At 61.3% G+C, this 18391-nt stretch carries 17 protein-coding genes; 8 read left to right on the top strand and 9 right to left on the bottom strand.

Going from position 1 to position 18391, the window contains the following annotated elements:
- Positions 1-297 precede the first annotated feature (297 nt).
- Complete coding sequence (gene mtnA / locus MHH62_RS07940; RefSeq protein ID WP_339232797.1) at positions 298-1368, bottom strand: S-methyl-5-thioribose-1-phosphate isomerase; 1071 nt, start codon at positions 1366-1368, stop codon at positions 298-300.
- Positions 1369-1477: 109 nt separating this feature from the next.
- Between mtnA and MHH62_RS07945 the strand changes: the two genes are divergently transcribed.
- The 4 genes from MHH62_RS07945 to MHH62_RS07960 all read left to right on the top strand — a co-directional run bounded on the left by MHH62_RS07945 (position 1478) and on the right by MHH62_RS07960 (position 5147).
- Complete coding sequence (locus MHH62_RS07945; protein WP_339232798.1) at positions 1478-2809, top strand: TRZ/ATZ family hydrolase; 1332 nt, start codon at positions 1478-1480, stop codon at positions 2807-2809.
- A gap of 64 nt (positions 2810-2873) precedes the next feature.
- Positions 2874-3572, top strand: coding sequence for a bifunctional 2-polyprenyl-6-hydroxyphenol methylase/3-demethylubiquinol 3-O-methyltransferase UbiG (ubiG, locus tag MHH62_RS07950; RefSeq protein ID WP_003189760.1), 699 nt, complete (start codon positions 2874-2876; stop codon positions 3570-3572).
- A 4-nt stretch (positions 3573-3576) separates the two neighbouring features.
- Entirely contained in the window at positions 3577-4248 is a 672-nt protein-coding gene (gene mupP, locus MHH62_RS07955; RefSeq protein WP_003189759.1) for an N-acetylmuramic acid 6-phosphate phosphatase MupP, read from the top strand.
- Between the two features lie 158 nt (positions 4249-4406).
- Positions 4407-5147 carry a YciK family oxidoreductase gene (locus tag MHH62_RS07960; protein WP_014717613.1) on the top strand — a complete coding sequence of 247 codons (741 nt, stop codon included), beginning with the start codon at positions 4407-4409 and terminating at the stop codon, positions 5145-5147.
- A gap of 134 nt (positions 5148-5281) precedes the next feature.
- Here MHH62_RS07960 and MHH62_RS07965 read toward each other — a convergent pair whose 3' ends face one another.
- The 6 genes from MHH62_RS07965 to MHH62_RS07990 are packed head-to-tail and all read right to left on the bottom strand — an operon-like array spanning position 5282 to position 11442.
- Positions 5282-6796, bottom strand: a complete 1515-nt coding sequence (locus MHH62_RS07965) for an ABC transporter substrate-binding protein (protein WP_339232799.1) — start codon at positions 6794-6796, stop codon at positions 5282-5284.
- A 32-nt stretch (positions 6797-6828) separates the two neighbouring features.
- Positions 6829-7800: an ABC transporter ATP-binding protein gene (locus MHH62_RS07970; RefSeq protein ID WP_339232800.1), complete on the bottom strand. Its 972-nt coding sequence runs from the start codon at positions 7798-7800 to the stop codon at positions 6829-6831.
- Positions 7797-8753 carry an ABC transporter ATP-binding protein gene (locus MHH62_RS07975; RefSeq protein WP_019820646.1) on the bottom strand — a complete coding sequence of 319 codons (957 nt, stop codon included), beginning with the start codon at positions 8751-8753 and terminating at the stop codon, positions 7797-7799. Before MHH62_RS07975 ends, MHH62_RS07970 begins: the two co-directional genes overlap by 4 nt.
- On the bottom strand, positions 8750-9607 hold the full coding sequence (locus MHH62_RS07980; protein WP_073454144.1) for an ABC transporter permease: 858 nt from the start codon (positions 9605-9607) through the stop codon (positions 8750-8752). Before MHH62_RS07980 ends, MHH62_RS07975 begins: the two co-directional genes overlap by 4 nt.
- The gene (locus MHH62_RS07985; protein ID WP_003189752.1) at positions 9604-10551 is read right to left on the bottom strand and encodes an ABC transporter permease; all 948 of its coding nucleotides are present in this window, start codon (positions 10549-10551) and stop codon (positions 9604-9606) included. Before MHH62_RS07985 ends, MHH62_RS07980 begins: the two co-directional genes overlap by 4 nt.
- Positions 10552-10554: 3 nt before the next feature.
- Positions 10555-11442: a proline iminopeptidase-family hydrolase gene (locus tag MHH62_RS07990; RefSeq protein WP_003189751.1), complete on the bottom strand. Its 888-nt coding sequence runs from the start codon at positions 11440-11442 to the stop codon at positions 10555-10557.
- 183 nt (positions 11443-11625) lie between these two features.
- On the opposite strand from MHH62_RS07990, the gene MHH62_RS07995 reads away from it, so the two are divergent.
- Together MHH62_RS07995 and MHH62_RS08000 are read left to right on the top strand one after the other, a co-directional pair.
- On the top strand, positions 11626-12390 hold the full coding sequence (locus MHH62_RS07995; protein WP_019820650.1) for a LuxR family transcriptional regulator: 765 nt from the start codon (positions 11626-11628) through the stop codon (positions 12388-12390).
- 94 nt (positions 12391-12484) lie between these two features.
- Positions 12485-13417 (top strand): proline iminopeptidase-family hydrolase, encoded by a 933-nt coding sequence (locus MHH62_RS08000; RefSeq protein WP_019820652.1) that lies wholly within the window; start codon positions 12485-12487, stop codon positions 13415-13417.
- Between the two features lie 95 nt (positions 13418-13512).
- Here MHH62_RS08000 and MHH62_RS08005 read toward each other — a convergent pair whose 3' ends face one another.
- Complete coding sequence (locus MHH62_RS08005; RefSeq protein ID WP_014717605.1) at positions 13513-15015, bottom strand: nucleobase:cation symporter-2 family protein; 1503 nt, start codon at positions 15013-15015, stop codon at positions 13513-13515.
- 157 nt (positions 15016-15172) lie between these two features.
- On the opposite strand from MHH62_RS08005, the gene MHH62_RS08010 reads away from it, so the two are divergent.
- Positions 15173-16006, top strand: a complete 834-nt coding sequence (locus MHH62_RS08010) for a hypothetical protein (protein WP_038449494.1) — start codon at positions 15173-15175, stop codon at positions 16004-16006.
- A 127-nt stretch (positions 16007-16133) separates the two neighbouring features.
- On the opposite strand, the gene punC is transcribed toward MHH62_RS08010, so the two are convergent.
- Positions 16134-17318, bottom strand: coding sequence for a purine nucleoside transporter PunC (punC, locus tag MHH62_RS08015; protein WP_014717603.1), 1185 nt, complete (start codon positions 17316-17318; stop codon positions 16134-16136).
- A gap of 122 nt (positions 17319-17440) precedes the next feature.
- Between punC and punR the strand changes: the two genes are divergently transcribed.
- Entirely contained in the window at positions 17441-18355 is a 915-nt protein-coding gene (gene punR, locus MHH62_RS08020; protein ID WP_020301687.1) for a DNA-binding transcriptional activator PunR, read from the top strand.
- The last annotated feature ends 36 nt before the right edge of the window (positions 18356-18391 follow it).

Below are 18391 nucleotides of genomic sequence, written 5' to 3' on the forward strand. Positions count from 1 at the left end.
ACGTTATAGGCCACCCCTCGGGGCAGCCCTGGAAACCGCCGGATGTTATCACAATCGCCGCCACGCACCTATCCCCCTGATGCGCATGGAGGCTAGTAATTTGACGGATGACAGGCTTGAAGGGGACGAGAGGGGCTCAGAGGCGCGATGGTGCTTTTTTGCGAGGGTGGAATGCAGACGTTTTATTGACTTCAAGGGCCAATCGCAGGCAAGCCAGCTCCCACCTTTGATGTGTGAACACGGTTGAAGGTGGGAGCTGGCTTGCCTGCGATAGAGCCCCCACAGCCACCGACACCCTCAATGCAGGCGCTTACGACACATCAACTTGGCCAGTTTGGCAGTGTCTGGCCGCTCGACAATGCCTTTTTCGGTGACGATCACGTCGATCAGGTCCGCAGGGGTCACATCAAACACAGGGTTAAACGCCGCGATATCCAACCGCTGCCCATCCACCTCAAGCAACTCACCCATATCGCGCTGCTCCAGCGCAACATCCTCCCCCGTAGCCATCATCAAATCCAGGGTCGAACTCGACGCCACCACCATAAAGCGCACGCCATGGTGCATGGCACACACGGCCAACTGATAAGTGCCGATCTTACTGATCACATCGCCATTGGCCGCAATACAGTCAGCCCCCACCACCACCCAGGTCACGCCTTTGGTCTTGAGGATATGTGCCCCGGCGGAGTCGGCATTCACCGCCACCGGGATGCCCTGGCCCGCCAACTCCCACGCTGTAAGACGGGAGCCTTGCAGCCAGGGGCGGGTTTCATTGACATAGACCTGCTCGACCAGCCCCTCCAGATACGCGGCATGAATCACCCCGAGGGCTGTACCAACGCCGCCGGAGGCCAACGCGCCGGCGTTGCCATGGGTGAGGATCGCCTGGGCATTGCCCTGGTGCTTGCGAATCCGCTCCATACCCAACTGGGCCATGACCACGTTGGCCTCCCGGTCGCTCTCATGGATCGCGACGGCTTCGGCTTCCAGCGCCACCAGCGGGTCGGCGTGCTGCTTGAGGCGGTCGAGGCGGTCGCGCATGCGCTGCAAGGCCCAGAACAGGTTCGATGCGGTCGGTCGGGTATGGGCCAGCAAGGCGTAGTCTTCTTCCCATGCAGCCTGCCAGTCACCACCCTCGGCGATACGCTCGCGGGCGGCCAGGACCAAGCCATAGGCGGCGCAGATGCCGATAGCCGGCGCGCCCCGCACCACCATGATGCGAATGGCGTCGGCCACCGACTCAACGGTACTGCAGGCCACCCAGTGCGTCCGGGACGGCAAAACGCGCTGATCGAGCAGGTGCAGCGCGCCATCACGCCATTCGATGGCCTTCACTTTGTCTGCAGCCAACAGTCGGTCGCGCATCCCTTACCCCGCACTCATGAACAAAAGCCGCCGATTATAGCGATCCGCCAGCCAGGACGCTCGGGTATACTTCGCCCTTCTTTTATAGCTGCCTGGGAAGAAGCCTGCGATGACCTCCACTGCCGCCCCGCTCGACTTGTTGCTGCTGCCGACCTGGCTGGTACCCGTCGAGCCCGCTGGCGTGGTGCTCAAGGAGCATGGCGTGGGTATCCGCGACGGCTGCATTGCCTTTATCGGGCCACGGGACGCGGCGTTGAAGCTGGCGGCGCAAGAGGTGCGTGAACTGCCCGGCATGCTGCTCAGCCCCGGCCTGGTCAATGCCCACGGTCATGCCGCCATGACCCTGTTCCGCGGCTTGGCCGACGATTTGCCACTGATGACCTGGCTGGAAAAGCACATCTGGCCCGCCGAAGCCAAGTGGGTCGATGAAGCGTTCGTGCGCGACGGCACCAACCTGGCCATTGCCGAGCAGATCAAGGGCGGCATCAGCTGCTTCTCGGACATGTATTTCTACCCCAAGGTCGCCAGTGACTGCGTGCACAACAGCGGTATGCGTGCGCAGATCGCGCTGCCGATCCTCGACTTCCCGATCCCCGGCGCCAGCAGTGCCGACGAGGCGATTCGCCAGGGTATCGAGTTGTTCGGCGACCTCAAGCACCACCCGCGCATCAAAATCACCTTCGGCCCACACGCCCCGTACACCGTGTGCGATGCCAACCTGGAAAAAATCCGGGTGATCGCCGAAGAGCTGGACGCCGCGATCCATATGCACGTTCACGAAACCGCCTTTGAAGTGCAGCAAGCCATCGAGCAGACCGGCGAGCGGCCATTGGCGCGCCTGGCTCGCCTTGGCTTGCTGGGCCCGCGCTTTCAGGCCGTGCACATGACCCAAATCAGCGAAGACGACCTGGCTTTACTGGTAGAAAGCAACACCAGCGTCATTCACTGCCCGGAATCGAACCTGAAACTGGCCAGCGGCTTTTGCCCGGTGGAGCGCTTGTGGCAGGCTGGCGTCAACGTGGCCATCGGCACCGACGGCGCCGCCAGCAACAATGACCTGGATCTGCTTGGCGAAACCCGCACGGCGGCGATGCTGGCCAAGGCCGTGGCCGGTTCGGCCACTGCGCTGGATGCCCACCGCGCCTTGCGCATGGCCACACTCAACGGCGCCAGGGCGATGGGCCTGGACAGCCAGATTGGCTCCCTGGAAGTCGGCAAGGCGGCAGACATCGTCGCTTTTGATCTTTCCGGGCTGGCGCAACAACCGATCTACGATCCGGTCTCACAGCTTATATATGCCACCGGGCGCGATTGCGTGAAACACCTTTGGGTTGCCGGCAAGCCATTGCTCGACGACCGGCAATTGACCCGCATGGATGAACAACAGTTGACCGCCACGGCCATTGCCTGGGGCCAACGCATCAGCGGGCACAGCGAATAACGACGCGGCTGAAGCCTTGGGTTCAGCCGCGACACACCGACTTATCAGATTCAGAGGATTCACCATGAGCAACGTCGACCACGCCGAAATCGCCAAGTTTGAAGCCCTTGCCCATCGCTGGTGGGACCGCGAGAGCGAATTCAAGCCCTTGCACGACATCAATCCACTGCGGGTCAATTGGATTGACGAGCGCGTCAACCTGGCCGGCAAGAAAGTGCTGGACGTCGGTTGCGGCGGCGGCATCCTCAGCGAAGCCATGGCCCAGCGCGGCGCCACCGTCATGGGCATCGACATGGGCGAAGCGCCGCTGGCCGTAGCCCAGTTGCACCAGCTCGAATCCGGCGTGAGCGTGGAATACCGCCAGATCACTGCCGAAGCCCTGGCCGAGGAAATGCCCGAGCAGTTCGACGTGGTCACCTGCCTGGAAATGCTCGAACACGTGCCGGACCCGTCCTCGGTGATCCGTGCGTGCTTCCGTATGGTCAAGCCCGGCGGCCAGGTGTTCTTCTCCACCATCAACCGCAACCCCAAGGCCTACCTGTTCGCGATCATCGGCGCTGAATACATCATGAAGCTGCTGCCGCGCGGCACCCATGATTTCAAGAAATTCATCCGCCCTTCCGAGCTGGGTGCGTGGAGCCGCCAAGCCGGGCTGACCGTCAAGGACATCATCGGCCTGACCTACAACCCGCTGACCAAGCACTACAAGCTGGCCAACGATGTTGACGTCAACTACATGATCCAGACCCTGCGCGAGGAGTAAGCCTGTGAAGTTGCGAGCGGTTCTCTTCGACATGGACGGTACCCTGCTGGACACCGCGCCGGACTTTATCGCCATCTGCCAGGCCATGCGCGCCGACCGTGGCCTGGCGCCGATCAACCCGCAGCACATCCGCGATGAAATTTCCGGTGGTGCGCGGGCGATGGTCGCGGTGACCTTCTCGATGGACCCGGAGTCGCCGGGTTTTGAGGAACTGCGCCAGGAATTCCTGGAGCGTTACCTCAAGGATTGCGCAGTCCACAGCAAGCTGTTCGACGGCATGGCCGAGCTGCTGGAAGACATCGAGAAAGCCAAGTTGATCTGGGGTGTGGTCACCAACAAGCCGGTGCGCTTTGCCGAACCGATCATGCAACGGCTGGGCCTGGCCGAGCGTTCGGCCGTGCTGATCTGCCCGGACCACGTGAAAAACAGCAAGCCGGACCCGGAGCCGATGATTCTGGCGTGCAAGATGCTCGACCTGGACCCGGCCAGCGTGCTGTTCGTGGGCGATGACCTGCGCGACATCGAATCCGGCCGCGATGCTGGTACGCGCACGGCGGCGGTCACTTATGGCTATATCCACCCGGACGACAACCCCCGCCACTGGGGCGCGGATGTGGTGGTGGATCACCCGCTGGAATTGCGCAAGGTGCTGGATAACGCCCTGTGCAGTTGCTGATGGTTCGAAGCAATGTGGGAGCTGGCTTGCCTGCGATAGCGGTTTGCCAGCCAGCACATTTGGCGACAGGTCGTCCGCCATCGCAGGCAAGCCAGCTCTCACAGGATATGGACTCCACTTCGAGAGCTGTATCACCTTGAAATTTGTCGAGGCTATTTATGTTTGATTACTCTGCCCCTCCAGAACTGCTCAAAGGCCGGATCATCCTGGTAACCGGCGCCGGTCGCGGGATTGGCGCGGCAGCGGCGAAGACCTATGCCGCCCATGGCGCCACCGTGCTGTTGCTGGGCAAGACCGAAGCCAACCTGGCCCAGGTGTATGACGAGATCGAAGCCGCCGGCCACCCACAGCCGGTGGTGATCCCGTTCAACCTGGAGACCGCCCTGCCCCATCAATACGATGAGCTGGCAGCGATGATCGAAAAGGCATTCGGCCACCTCGACGGTTTGTTGCACAACGCCTCGATCATCGGCCCGCGCACGCCCATCGAGCAGTTGTCCGGCGAGAACTTCATGCGGGTGATGCACGTCAACGTCAACGCGATGTTCATGCTGACCAGCACTTTACTGCCGTTGCTCAAGCTGTCCCAGGATGCGTCGGTGGTATTCACCTCCAGCAGCGTCGGGCGCAAGGGCCGTGCTTATTGGGGTGCCTATGGCGTGTCCAAGTTCGCCACCGAGGGGCTGATGCAAACCCTGGCCGATGAACTGGAAGATGTGGCCGCAGTGCGCGCCAACAGCATCAACCCGGGCGGCACCCGCACCAGCATGCGCGCCCAGGCGTACCCAGGGGAAAACCCGATGGAAAGGCCGGCACCGGAAGAGATCATGCCGGTGTACCTGTACCTGATGGGGCCGGACAGTGCGGGCATCAATGGCCAGGCCTTCGATGCGCAGTAAGCCCTGACACACCGCAAAACAAAGGTGGGAGCTGGCTTGCCTGCGATAGCATCACCGCGGTGTCACTGAAGCACCGAGGTGTCTGTATCGCAGGCAAGCCAGCTCCCACATTGCTTTGTGGTGTACTCAAATACTCAGTTTTTGACCACTTCCTCAAGGGTGAAGCGCCCCAACGGGTTCTGCAGGAAGTTGCTTACGTTCTTGCGTGAGATATTGATGTAGGGGCTGTAGTACAGGTCAATCCAGTTCACATCCTGTTTGGCCAGTTTCTGCAACTCCACATACATTTGCTCACGCTTGGCCGGGTCTGCCTCGATCCGCGCAGCCGCCACCAAGGCCTTGACCTGGTCGTTCTTGTAGCGGGTCATATAGTTCTGGTTGGTGTCGTGGCCCAGCACGAAGGTGGTTTTCTGGTCGGGGTCGAGGATGTCGTTGGTCCAGTACATCACCGAAATATCGTACTCACCGTCCACCAGCATCTGCCAGCTTTGGGTGGGGTCGACTTTTTGCAGGTTGGCGGTCACACCGACCTTGGCCAGCTGGTCTTTGATGATCACCGCGATCTGCTCGTCGGCCTCATTGCCGGCATTGACCACGTAGTTGAGCTTCAAATCCTGGGCACCTGCAGCGGCCAGCAGCTTCTTGGCTTCGGCCGGGTCGTACGGGCGTTGCAGGTTGTTGGCGTAGTGGTACAGCGCGCCCTTTGGAATGTAGGAATAAGCCACGGTGCCTTGACCGTAAGTGACGGCTTTGACCAGCGATTGCTTGTCGATGGCCATGTCCAGGGCCTGGCGCACTTGCGGCTTGGCCAACAAGCCGTGCTCGTGGTTGATCAACAGGTGATCTTCACGGGTGGACGGGTCGGCGTGGATCACCACGTTCTGGTCTTTTTTCAGTTCTTCGACCCGGGAGAACGGCACGAAGATCGCCGTGTCGAGTTCGTTGTTCTGCACCATGCGCATGCGCGTGTTGTCATCGGTCACCGACACCCATTCCACGCCGTCCAGGCTCACGCTGCCGGCCTGCCAGAAATTCGGGTTTTTCTTCAGGATCACGCGGTCGCCCTTGCGCCACTCGTCCACGGTAAACGCGCCGGAGGTCACCGGGTTTTCCGAGTAGGCGTCTTCGCCCATCTTGGTCATGGCTTTTTCCGACAGGATCGACACCGTTGGCGACGCCAGTTGCGAGAGGAAGGCCACCGCCGGGGTTTTCAAGGTGACCACCAGGGTCTTGGCATCGCTGGCCGTGGCGGTGTTGATCAGGCTGAACGGGTCGCTCCACAAGGAGGCCTTGTTGTCGCGGATGCGCAGCAGGCTGAATGCGGCGTCGGCGGCAGTGATCGGCGAGCCGTCAGAGAACTTCGCCTCGCGCAGCTTGAAGGTGTAGGTCAGGCCATCCTTGGAAATGTCCCAGCTTTCGGCCAGGCCCGGTTCCATTTTGGTGCCCAGGTTATCCACGCGCACCAGGGTGTCGTAGACGTTGGCAAATACCCAGGTGTCGCGGTTTTGCGCGCTTTTGATCGGGTCGAAGGTGGTGCTGTCTTCACGGCAGCCGATGGTGAGCACACCGGCGGCCTGTGCCAGGCCGGCGGTCAGCGACCAGGCCGTGAGGGTAGCGGCGGCGAGCAATTTCAAGTGGCGCGAGTGCATATCACAACTCCTTGTTAATGAATGGCAGAAGGTCAAAGCAAAGGGTCTTCAAGCACGCAACTGTACCGATGCTCGTGCAGGAAATGGGTGGGGGGCAATACCGAGGAACACTTGGCTTGCGCATACCGGCAACGCGGGTGAAAGGCACAACCAGTCGGCAGATTCAGCGGGCTCGGCGGTTCGCCGGGCAATGGCTGCGCAGGCAATGGCCGGTGCGGATCAATCTCCGGGATGGCCTGGATCAGCGCCGCCGTATACGGGTGACGCGGCGCGGTGAACACCGCTTCCACCGGGCCTTCCTCGACGATCTTGCCCAGGTACATCACCGCCACGCGGTCGCACAGGCGTCGCACGATGGCCAGGTCATGGGCGATAAACAGGATCGCCAGGTTCATGCGTTGTTGCAGTTCCAGCAGCAGGTTGATGATCTGGCCCTGGATCGACACATCCAGCGCGGCCACACATTCATCGGCAATGATCAGGCGCGGCTCCACCGCCAGCGCCCGGGCGATACCCACGCGCTGGCACTGGCCGCCACTGAGAGAGCCGGGCTTGCGTGAAGCCAGCTCAGGACGCAAGCCGACCAGTTCGAGCAACTCATTCACACGCTCACGAATCTGCTGCGCCGCCACCTTACCCTGCACACGCAGTACCTCGGCGAGGGTTTCGCCAATGCTGTGCCGTGGATTGAGTGCGGCGTAGGGGTCCTGGAAAATCATCGCGGTTTCATGCCGCAGCCGGGCAATGTCGATGGCGCTGCCATGGGCCATGTCGATACCGTCGAACAACACCTGCCCGGCGCTGATCGGGTTGAGGTGCAGAATTGCCCGGCCCAGGGTGCTCTTGCCACTGCCGGACTCGCCCACCAAACCCAGGGTTTCACCGGCGGCGAGGTTCAGCGACACCCCGTTCACCGCCCTCACCCACTGGCGGTTGAGGCCCAGCAGGCCGCTGCCGGACGCGGCAAAGCGCACTTCCAGATCCTTGACCTGTAACAAGCTCATGGGCGCGCTCCCAACGGGTAGTGACAGGCCACGCGTGCGCCCTGGGGCAGCAACTCGGTGCACAAGGCGCCTGCCTGCGGGCAGCGCGGGTGGAAGCGGCAGCCGTCGGGCAATGCATCGAGCAACGGCGGCTGGCCAGCAATGGTGCGCAACAACGCATGCCCGCTGCTGTGGGCCGGCTGGCAGTCGATCAGGCCTGCGGTATACGGATGTTGCGGTTGGGCCAGCAGTTCGTATTTGCTGCCGTGCTCGCACAGGCGCCCGGCGTACATCACGGCGATGGCATCGCAGGTTTGCGCCACCACGCCCAGGTCATGGGTGATCATGATGATCGACAGGCCACGCTGGTCGCGCAGGTCGAGCAACAGCCGCAGGATTTGCGCCTGCACCGTCACATCCAGGGCCGTGGTCGGTTCGTCGGCGATCAACACCTTCGGGTTGCAGCCCAGGGCCACGGCAATCATTGCGCGCTGGCGCATGCCACCGGAAAACTCATGGGGGTAGTTGTCGACCCGGGCCTGCGGATCGGGAATCCCGACCTGACGCAATACCTCGATCGCCTGCAAGCGCGCGTCTTTTTTCGACGCACCTTGATGCAGGCGGATGCCCTCGGCGATCTGCTCACCGATACGCATCAGCGGGTCCAGGTGGCTGCTGGGGTTCTGGAAGACCATGCCCAACTGCCCGCCGCGCACGGCGCGCATACCGGCATCATCCAGTGCCAATAAGTCCTGGCCGGCCAACTGCACCGCGCCGCCCTGCACCCGCAGGTTGGGCGATGGCAACAGACGCATCAGGCCGCGACAGGCCATGGTCTTGCCCGAACCGCTCTCGCCCACCAGGCCGAGGATTTCACCCTCGGCCAGGTCGAAAGACACCCGGTCCACCAAGGTGACCTCACGCCCGGCGTTGTTGGCGATCACACTGAGGTCGCGCACCTTCAGCAGGCTCATGAGCGCTCCCCCAATACCTGTGCAACACCATCGGCCAACAGGCTGAAGCCCATGGCCAAGGTCACGATGGCCAGGCCCGGAAAGGTGCAGATCCACCAGGCGGTGGTGATAAAGGCTTGCCCCTCGGCCACCATCGTCCCCCATTCGGCGGTCGGTGGTTGCACCCCCAGGCCCAGGTAGCTGACGGCGGCGCCGTTGAGCAGCACCAGCACCGCGTCGGACATGGAAAACACGATGGAGCCAAACAGCGCATTGGGCAACAAATGCCGGAACAGAATGCGTCCATGGCCAAAGCCCAGGCTCTTGGCGGCCAGGGCGAACTCGCTTTCCTTGAGCACCAGGATCTGCGAGCGAATCAGGCGCGCATACGACACCCAGCCCACCAGCGCCATGGCGATGTAAAAACTCTGTAAGCCCGGCCCGAGGATGGCCATGATCGCCAGCATCAGCACCAGGAACGGGAACGCCAGCACCACGTCGATCACACGCATGCAGACACTGTCGAAACGCCCGCCGATATAACCCGAGACCGCACCGATAAAGGTGCCAATGATGAAAGGGAAGATCACCCCGACAACCGCCAACTGCAGGTCGATGCGCGCCCCCCAGATCACCCTCGACAGGATGTCCCTGCCGTAATTGTCCGTACCCAACGGATGGGCAAGGCTGGGGGCCAGCAAACTCATGCCGGTGTCCTGCGCGATGGGGTCATAGGGCGCGATCCACGGCGCAAACAGCGCCAGGGCCAACCACGCGAACAGGATCAACAACCCCCATGCGGCGGTCAGTCGGCCATTGCGAAAACCAAAGCGCAGGCGCAAGCGCCATGGGGCCATCAGGGGGCGACTGCTCATTGCATCTTCACCCGTGGGTCGAGGGCCACTGTCACCAGGTCAGCCATGAAGTTGACCACCACCGTGGCACAGGCCAGCACCATCGCCACGCCCTGCACCACCATGTAGTCACGGGTGAAAATGCCGCGCACTAGCAACTGGCCGATGCCTGGAATCGCGAACAGGCTTTCGATGACCACCGTGCCGCTGATCAGCCAACCGATGTTGACCGCCAGCAGGTTGACCGCCGGCACCAGAGCGTTGGGCAGCACATGCCGGCGAAACACCGCGCCTTCCGACAGCCCGCGTGCGCGTGCGGCGGTGACGTGATCCGCCTGCAATTCCATCAACATGCTCGCCCGCAGGTTACGCACCAGCACCGCCGACAGCGCCAGGGCGATGGTCAGGCACGGCAAGAGCATGTGGTGCGCCTTGTCCAGCCAGGTGCGCCCGTAACCGGACACCGGGAACAAGCCCCATTTCACGCTGAGCAGCAGGATCAGCATCAACCCCAGCCAGAACGCCGGCATGCCCAGGCCGACCGTGGTGAACACGCGGATCAGCTTGTCTGCCCAACGGCCTTGCTGGCGCGCCGCAATCGTTGCCAGTGGCACCGCTATCAACAACGCGAGCACCACGCTGCCCAGCACCAGCACCAGGGTCGGCTCGATCCGGGTGACGATCAGTTTCAGGGCGTCGACCTTGTACAGCAGCGATTGGCCGAGGTCGCCCTTGAGCAGGTTTTTCAGGAAGTAAAAGTATTGCAACCACAAAGGCTGGTCGAGGCCGAACTGGGCGCGGATCTTCAGCAGCGCATCCGGCGTGCTGCGCGAACCCAGCAAGGCGCGCGCCGGGTCGCCAGGAATCGAGCGCACCAACACGAAGGTGATCAGGCTGATGCCCAGCAGCACCGGCAGCAATTGCAGGGGCCGGGACAACACAAAACGGTAGCGCGCCAGGTTCATGCGTCAGCCTCGGTGGCGAGCGAGGAAGTCCAGCAGCACCGGGAAGTACGCCTGCGGCTCCTCGTAAAACGGCATATGACTGCTGTTGGGGAACACATGCAACTCGGCGTGGGGTGCTGCTAGTTTCATGCGCATTGCGCAAGCGGGGGTAAGTTCGTCATGTTGGCCGGTGGTGATCAGGATCGGCATCGTGAACTCGGCCATTTCCTTGAGGCGGTTCCAGTCCTTGAGGTTGCCGATATAGAGGAACTCGTTGGGGCCTTGCATGGTTTCGTAAGGCCCCATGTTCCAGTCGCCCAGGGAGCGCTTGACCGGCTCCGGCCATTCGTCGAGCCGACACACGTGGCGGTAGTTGAGCAAGGTGATGGCGGCCTGGTACTGCGGGTGGTCGAGGGTGCCCATGGCTTCGTGGCGTTGCATCATGGCCACGGTTTCGCTGCCCAGGGCGCCGCGCAGGCGCTCCAGCTCCTGGGACAGGTGGGGAATGTCGCCGACGGTGTTTTCCAGGATCAGGCTTTTGAGCGCACCGGGATAATGCACGGCATATTCGATCCCCAGCCAACCGCCCCAGGAGTGCCCGAGCAAATGCACGCGGCCCAGGCCCAGCGCCTGGCGCACGGTCTCGACTTCTTCGACATAACGGCGGATTTCCCACAGTGCGGCATCGGTCGGTCTGGCTGATGCGCCTGTGCCAAGCTGGTCGAATGCAACCACTCGCAGGTTATGCGCTTTGAGCCAGCCATGGGCGTCACGCAGATAGTCACACGGCAGGCCCGGCCCGCCGTTGAGACACAGCAGCACCTCATCGCCTTCGCCAAAGCTGTAGACCACGAGGTTATGGCCGTCGACTTGCACGTTGTATTGCTGGTCGGGGGCAATTTCACGCCACATGCATACATTCCTTGTGTTGTATCGGCCTGGCGGGTAGCGGCCGTTTATCAGGTCAACACTACCGAGGATGCCGTGCGTCCATAACCTAGTATTTCTTATAGGTTTGGCCTGGCAGTCCTTCGCCGGGGCGTGGCATTCTACTTGCAGCAAGTCGAGATTCAAATGAATTCGGGAGCAGAACGGATGCTGGCCAAGCTGACCGCCTTCAATAATCGCCTCATACCGGGCAGGAGCCTGGATGAACAGATGGACAATACGTTTATCCTGGCCCAACAACTGGGCTTCGATGCGCTGGTGTATGACTACAGCCCGGTGCCCATCGATCTCAACGGCGCACTGATCACGCCTTCGCTGTTGCAACTGCGCAACACACCGGCCGACTGGCACGCCTTATGGTGCAGCGAAGGGTTTTACCAGATCGACCCGGTGCAACACCTGGCATTGAGTTCGGTATCACCGTTTGTCTGGTCCTATGAGGCCAAGACTGAGACCGCCCTGCAAAAGATCATCGACCCGTGCCACGCTCCCGTTTCCTCCTACCTGCATGAACGCCAGCTGACCTGCGGCGTCAGTGTGCCGATTCATCTGCCCAAGGGCGGTTTTGCCTCGCTCACCGGCTTACGCACCGGCAAGGCGCGCACGGTATTGAAGGACGCCCAACATACGCTGGCCGATTTCAGTCTGATTACCCATGCCCTCCAGGAAGCGGCGTACCCGCTGTTCAGCAAGGAGGTGCGGGCTTATCCGCACATCCGCCTGACCAAGCGCGAGCGCGAATGCCTGAAATGGGCGGCAGAAGGCCTGACCGCCGCTGAAATCGCCACGCAATTGAGCCGCTCCCTGGCAGTGGTCACCCTGCACCTGGCCTCGGCCATGCACAAACTGGGGGCCAAAAACCGTGTTCAAGCGGTGGTTCGAGCCACCCATTACCGCTTGCTGGAAGATTGAGCTTTCGGCAAAAACCTATCTGTTTTGCTAGTTACCTAAACTTTTTGTTCAGACTATCGTAACCCTGATCCTTTTTTTCAGAGCAGGGTACGAAATGGAATTCATCGAAAAAGTTCGCGAAGGCTACGCGCCCTTTGGCGCCTATCAGACCTGGTATCGCGTCACGGGCGACCTGAGCACAGGCCGCACGCCCTTGGTGATCATCCATGGCGGCCCGGGCTGCACCCACGATTACGTCGACGCCTTCAAGGACGTCGCCGCCAGCGGCCACGCAGTCATCCATTACGACCAGTTGGGCAACGGCCGCTCCACGCATTTGCCGGAAAAAGATCCGTCGTTCTGGACCATCGGCCTGTTCCTCGACGAGTTGAACAACCTGCTGGACCACCTGCAAATCAGTGAGAACTACGCGATCCTGGGGCAATCTTGGGGCGGCATGCTCGGCAGCGAACACGCGATCTTGCAACCCAAAGGCCTGCGCGCGTTTATCCCTGCCAACTCGCCCACCTGCATGCGCACCTGGGTCAGCGAAGCCAATCGCCTGCGTAAGCTGTTGCCTGAAGGCGTGCACGAAACCCTGCTCAAGCACGAGCAGGCCGGCACCTACCAAGACCCGCAATACCTCGCGGCCTCTCGGATTTTCTATGACCAGCATGTGTGCCGGGTCAACCCGTGGCCCGAAGAAGTGGCACGCACCTTCGCCCAGGTGGATGCCGACCCGACGGTGTACCACGCCATGAGCGGCCCGACCGAATTCCACGTGATCGGCAGCTTGAAGGACTGGAATGTGATCGGCCGCCTGTCAGCCATCAAGGTGCCAACCCTGGTGATTTCCGGTCGACATGACGAAGCCACACCGTTGGTGGTCAAGCCTTTCCTGGATGAGATTGCGGACGTGCGCTGGGCACTGTTTGAAGACTCCAGCCACATGCCCCATGTGGAAGAACGCCAGGCATGCATGGGGACGGTGGTGAAGTTTCTGGATGAGGCGTGTTCGTTGCCGCACAAAGCCCTCAAGGCCGGCTGAATCCCTGTGGGAGCTGGCTTGCCTGCGATAGCACCGGTGAATTCACCATCGCTATCGCAGGCAAGCCAGCTCCCACAGGGTACACGGGTCGCTCGTTAAACCTCGCTGGTCTCAGCCTTGGATGCTTTCCTCAAGGTATCCGCTACCAGGGGAATTTCCTTGCCCTCGGCATCAAACAACTTCCCACCCCGGTAGTAATCGCCATCGCGCAACGCGGCCACGTCGCGAAAGCACAAGCTGCGCTCAGTCCCCGCCACAAACACTGACTGCTGGTCCGAGTTGCCGGCGGTGAAGTGGTTGAATGCCAGGTTCAGCAATATCGCCATGATTGCCGACGAGCTGATGCCCGAATGGAAGATGGTCGCGAACCAGCTTGGAAACTGATCGTAGAAGCTGGGCGCGGCGATGGGGATCATGCCGAAGCCGATGGATGTGGCGACGATGATCAGGTTCATGTTGTTGCGGTAATCCACCTTGGACAGCGTGCGAATCCCGCTGGCCGCCACCGTGCCGAACAATACAATCCCGGCGCCGCCCAACACGGAGGTGGGCACGGCCGCGATCACCCGGCCCATGAATGGCAGCAGGCCGAGCACCACTAGGAATACCCCGCCAGTGGCCACCACAAACCGACTCTTGACCCCGGTCACCGCCACCAGGCCGACGTTCTGGGCGAACGCGCTCTGGGTAAACGAACCGAAGATCGGCGCGAACATGCTCGACAGCATGTCGGCGCGCAGGCCGTTGCCCAGGCGCTTGGAGTCCACTTTGGTGTCGATGATCTCGCCCACCGCCAGGATATCCGCTGACGTTTCCACCAGCGTCACCATCACCACGATGCACATGGAAATAATCGCCGCCACATGGAAGGTGGGCATGCCGAAGTGAAATGGCGTGGGGAAACCGAACATCGGCCCCTGCATGACACCAGAGAAGTCCGCCATGCCAAGCAGCACCGCGATCACCGTGCCGATCACCATGGCCAGCAGGATCGACAAGCGAGAGATGGTTGCGCTGCCGATCTTGCTCAGTAGCAGCACCAGCACCAGAGTCAGCGCGGCCAGGCCGATGTTAGACATGCTGCCAAAATCCGCCGCCCGGCTGTTGCCACCCATGGCCCAGCGCGCCGCTACGGGCATCAGGGTCAGGCCGATGGTGGTAATCACAATGCCCGTCACCAGCGGTGGAAAAAACTTGGTGATCCTTGAGAACACCGGGGTGATCAACAAACCGATAAAGGATGCGGCCATCACCGCCCCGAGTATCGCTGGCACACCACCGGCACCGTCGCTGCCGACAATCGCCACCATGGTCGCCACACCCGCGAACGACACGCCCTGCACCAGCGGCAACTGACAGCCGAAAAACGGCAGGCCCAGGGTTTGCAGCAGCGTGGCCAGGCCACCGGCAAACAGCGATGCAGCGATCAGCAAGCCGATATCCGCCGGCGACAACCCGGCTGCCTGGCCGACGATCAACGGCACGGCGACGATACCGCCATACATGGTGAGCACATGCTGCAGGCCGTAAGCCATGTTGGCGGCGACGCCCAGATTTTCATCTTCGGGCCGCTGCGGTGACGCCTTCGGGATAGTCATGGTGAGGGGTTCTCTGTTTTTGTTGTGCGCTCACTGTATGCAATGTTAAGACTCTATGTCCATAGAGTTGTATACAATCAATCGAACAAGATACCCTCCAACGGCGTTACAAAAACAATCCGGCCGTCACGAGCCAGAACGCTAAAGGACAAAAAGAATGAAAAAGGCACTACAGGGCGCCACCGTCGCATTGACCCTTCTCGGCGGCGGGGAGGCCGTTGCGGTGGAATGGATGAACAACAGCGTCGGGTTTCGCTACGGGCAGCACTTCACCAACCCGAACAACCCCGACGACTTCAGCAAGCGCATCTACAGTTTTACCCACGCCAGCGGCTACCGTTACGGCAGCAACTTCCTCAACCTCGACGTATTCCTGTCCGACAGCAGCGACCCGCGCAAAGGCACCGACCACGGGGGCAGCGAGGTGTACGCCGTGTACCGGCATCAGCTGTATGCCTCACGCGTGTTCGACTTGCCGCCGGGCACGGGGCTGATCAGGGATTACGCGCTGACCCTGGGCTTCGACGCCAACCGCAACAACAACTTCGCTTCCGCCAAGAAGCGCGCCCTGGTGATTGGCCCTACGTTGAAGTTCAACACTGTCGGCGTGCTGGACCTGAGCCTGATGTACTACAAGGAAAAGAACCACACCGGCATTCCCGGCGCGCAAGAGTCGAACCACACCTTCGACGCTACCTACATGCTCAACCTGACCTGGATGCGACCGTTCGAGGTGGGCAACCATGCGGCGAAATTCCAGGGGTTCATTAACTACGTCGGGGAAAAAGGCGAGGACTACCATGGCCGCGATACCGCACCGGAAGCGCTGATGCGTACGGCGCTGATGGTGGCGGTGCGACCGGGTAAAAGCGTCAAGCCGAACTTGTACCTGGGGGTGGGGTATGAGTACTGGCATAACAAATTCGGCGTGGACGGTGGGCGTGGCAGCCGCACCTCAACGCCGACGCTGAACATGGAAGTGACGTTCTAACTGAAGAAACGCAAAACAATGTGGGACCTGGCTTGCCTGCGATAGCGGTCTGTCAGTTAGCCCATCTGGCACTGATACACCGCTATCGCAGGCAAGCCAGCTCCCACACTTTGATCGTATTGTCAGCTCAGGCGTTGGCCAGTTCGGAAGAATTGCCCTTCGGCCGTGCCAACCAATACCCCAACACCGCCAGCGGCGCGGTCGCCAGCATCACAATCACCGTGATCAACAGCGGTTGCTCGATCATCGACGACACCAACAGGCTGGCCAGGAAGCACAGGCCCAACTGCAGGGTGTTTTGCAGGGCCGCCGCCTTGCCGGAATTTTCCGCAAAGGGCATCAGCGCATTTGCCACCACAATCGGGTAGCTGGCGCCGTTGCACAGCGCCATCAGGCAGAACGGGATCAATAAGGTAGTCAGGGTCGGCACACTCAAGGTGGCCACCAGGTACAACGCCACCATGCTCAAGCAATAGGCGACCAGCAACCACGGCAGCAGGGTTTTACCCGGCAGGCGCTGCAAGGCGCTGCGGCAACTGTAGCCGCCAACGAGAAACGCCAGGGTCGGCAGTACGTAGCTGAGGCCGATGTCATTCGGGCTGTAGCCCATGCCACCGAGGATGAACGGCGAGGCGGTCAGCCAAGCGAAGAAGCTGGCCGAACAGGCGGCGAAGATCATTACATTGCCGGTAAACACCCGCGAGGTGAGCAATTGCCCATAGCCCAGGCGCACCGGGCTGCCCTTGTGCTCCGAACGCTTGGGCACATTGCGCAGGAACAAGGTCGGCAACAACAGCAACAACGACACCACCAGCAACACGCCGAAGATCGCCTGCCAACCAAAGTGATTCAGCACCATGGCACCCAGCAGCGGAGCCAGGGCCGGAGACAGCGACATCAACGGCATGATGCTGGCGAAGACGCGATGAGCCTTGTCGGCCGGGTAGCGATCAATCACCAAGGCCTGCCAACTGACGGCGGCGGCACACACGCCAATCGCCTGCATAAAGCGCAGGGCCAGCAGTTGCGGCGCGCTCTGAACCCAGAACATGCCCAGGCAACCGAGCACAAACAGGCTCAGGCCCGCGATCAGAATCGGTTTGCGCCCCAGGCGGTCCGAGAGCGGCCCCCACAGCAACTGCCCCAGCGCAAAGCCGGCAAGGAAAATACTCAAGCTGGCGCCCACCGCGCCAGCACCAATGTTCAACTGCTCGCCCATGGCGCCAAACGCCGGCAAGTACATGTCCATGGCCAGATAACCGAGCATGCTCAGCCCCGCCAGATACCAGGTAAAACCAAAAGAATTTTTCATCGAAGCCTTGTAGATACTGCCATCAAACTATTTGCTGACTGGCGCCCATTATGAAGCTGACAATATCTGTGTGAAGCGATAATAATTGGACACTCTCATCAATAATTTTGAAGGCAGCGCTCATGTGGTCGGAATATTCCCTGGATGTGGTCGACGCCGTTGCCCGTCACGGCAGCTTCAGCGCCGCCGCCCAGGAACTGCACCGCGTACCGTCGGCCATCAGCTACACCGTGCGCCAGCTTGAAGAATGGCTGGCCGTGCCGCTGTTTGTGCGGCGGCATCGCGACGTAGAACTGACCCCCGCCGGCCGTTTGTTTATCGACGAAGCCCGCGGCGTGATGAAAAAAATGCTCGGCACCCGGCGCCTGTGCCAACAGGTGGCCAATGGTTGGAGCGGCCAGTTGAAGGTGGCCGTGGACTCCATCGTCAAACCCCAGCGCTGCCGGCAGTTGGTGCTCGACTTCTATCGGCAGTTTCCCGAAGTGGAATTGCTGCTCGAATACGAGGTGTACAACGGCGTGTGGGATGCGCTGGCGGATGAACGCACCGACATCGTGATCGGCGCCACCAGCGCGGTGCCGGTGGCCAGCCACTTCAGCTTCCGCGACATGGGCCTGTTGAACTGGCTGTGCGTGGTCAGCGCCCGGCACCCCTTAGCTGCGGTGGAAGGTTTACTCAGTGATGACCAACTGCGCCCCTTTGCCTCGCTGTGCATGACCGACACCTCACGCAACCTGCCCAAGCGCGACACCTGGACCCTGGATAACCAGCGCCGCCTGGTGGTGCCCAACTGGGCGTCGGCTCTGGATTGCCTGCGCGATGGCCTGTGTGTAGGGATGGCACCGGCCCATCAGGTATTGCCATGGATCGAGCGCGGGGACTTGGTCGCGCTGCAGTTGAGCCGGCCATTTCCGGCCAGCCCGTCGTGTGTGGCGTGGGCGCAGAACAAGCTGTCGCCAGCCATGGCGTGGTTGCTGGAATACTTGGGCGATACGGAGACCATGAACCAGGAATGGCTGAATGGCCCCTCCCTCTGATCGTTCCCACGCTCCGCGTGGTAACGCTGCCCTGGA

The organism is Pseudomonas sp. FSL L8-0168 (genome assembly GCF_037976155.1).
Taxonomy (GTDB): Bacteria; Pseudomonadota; Gammaproteobacteria; order Pseudomonadales; family Pseudomonadaceae; genus Aquipseudomonas; species Aquipseudomonas paracarnis.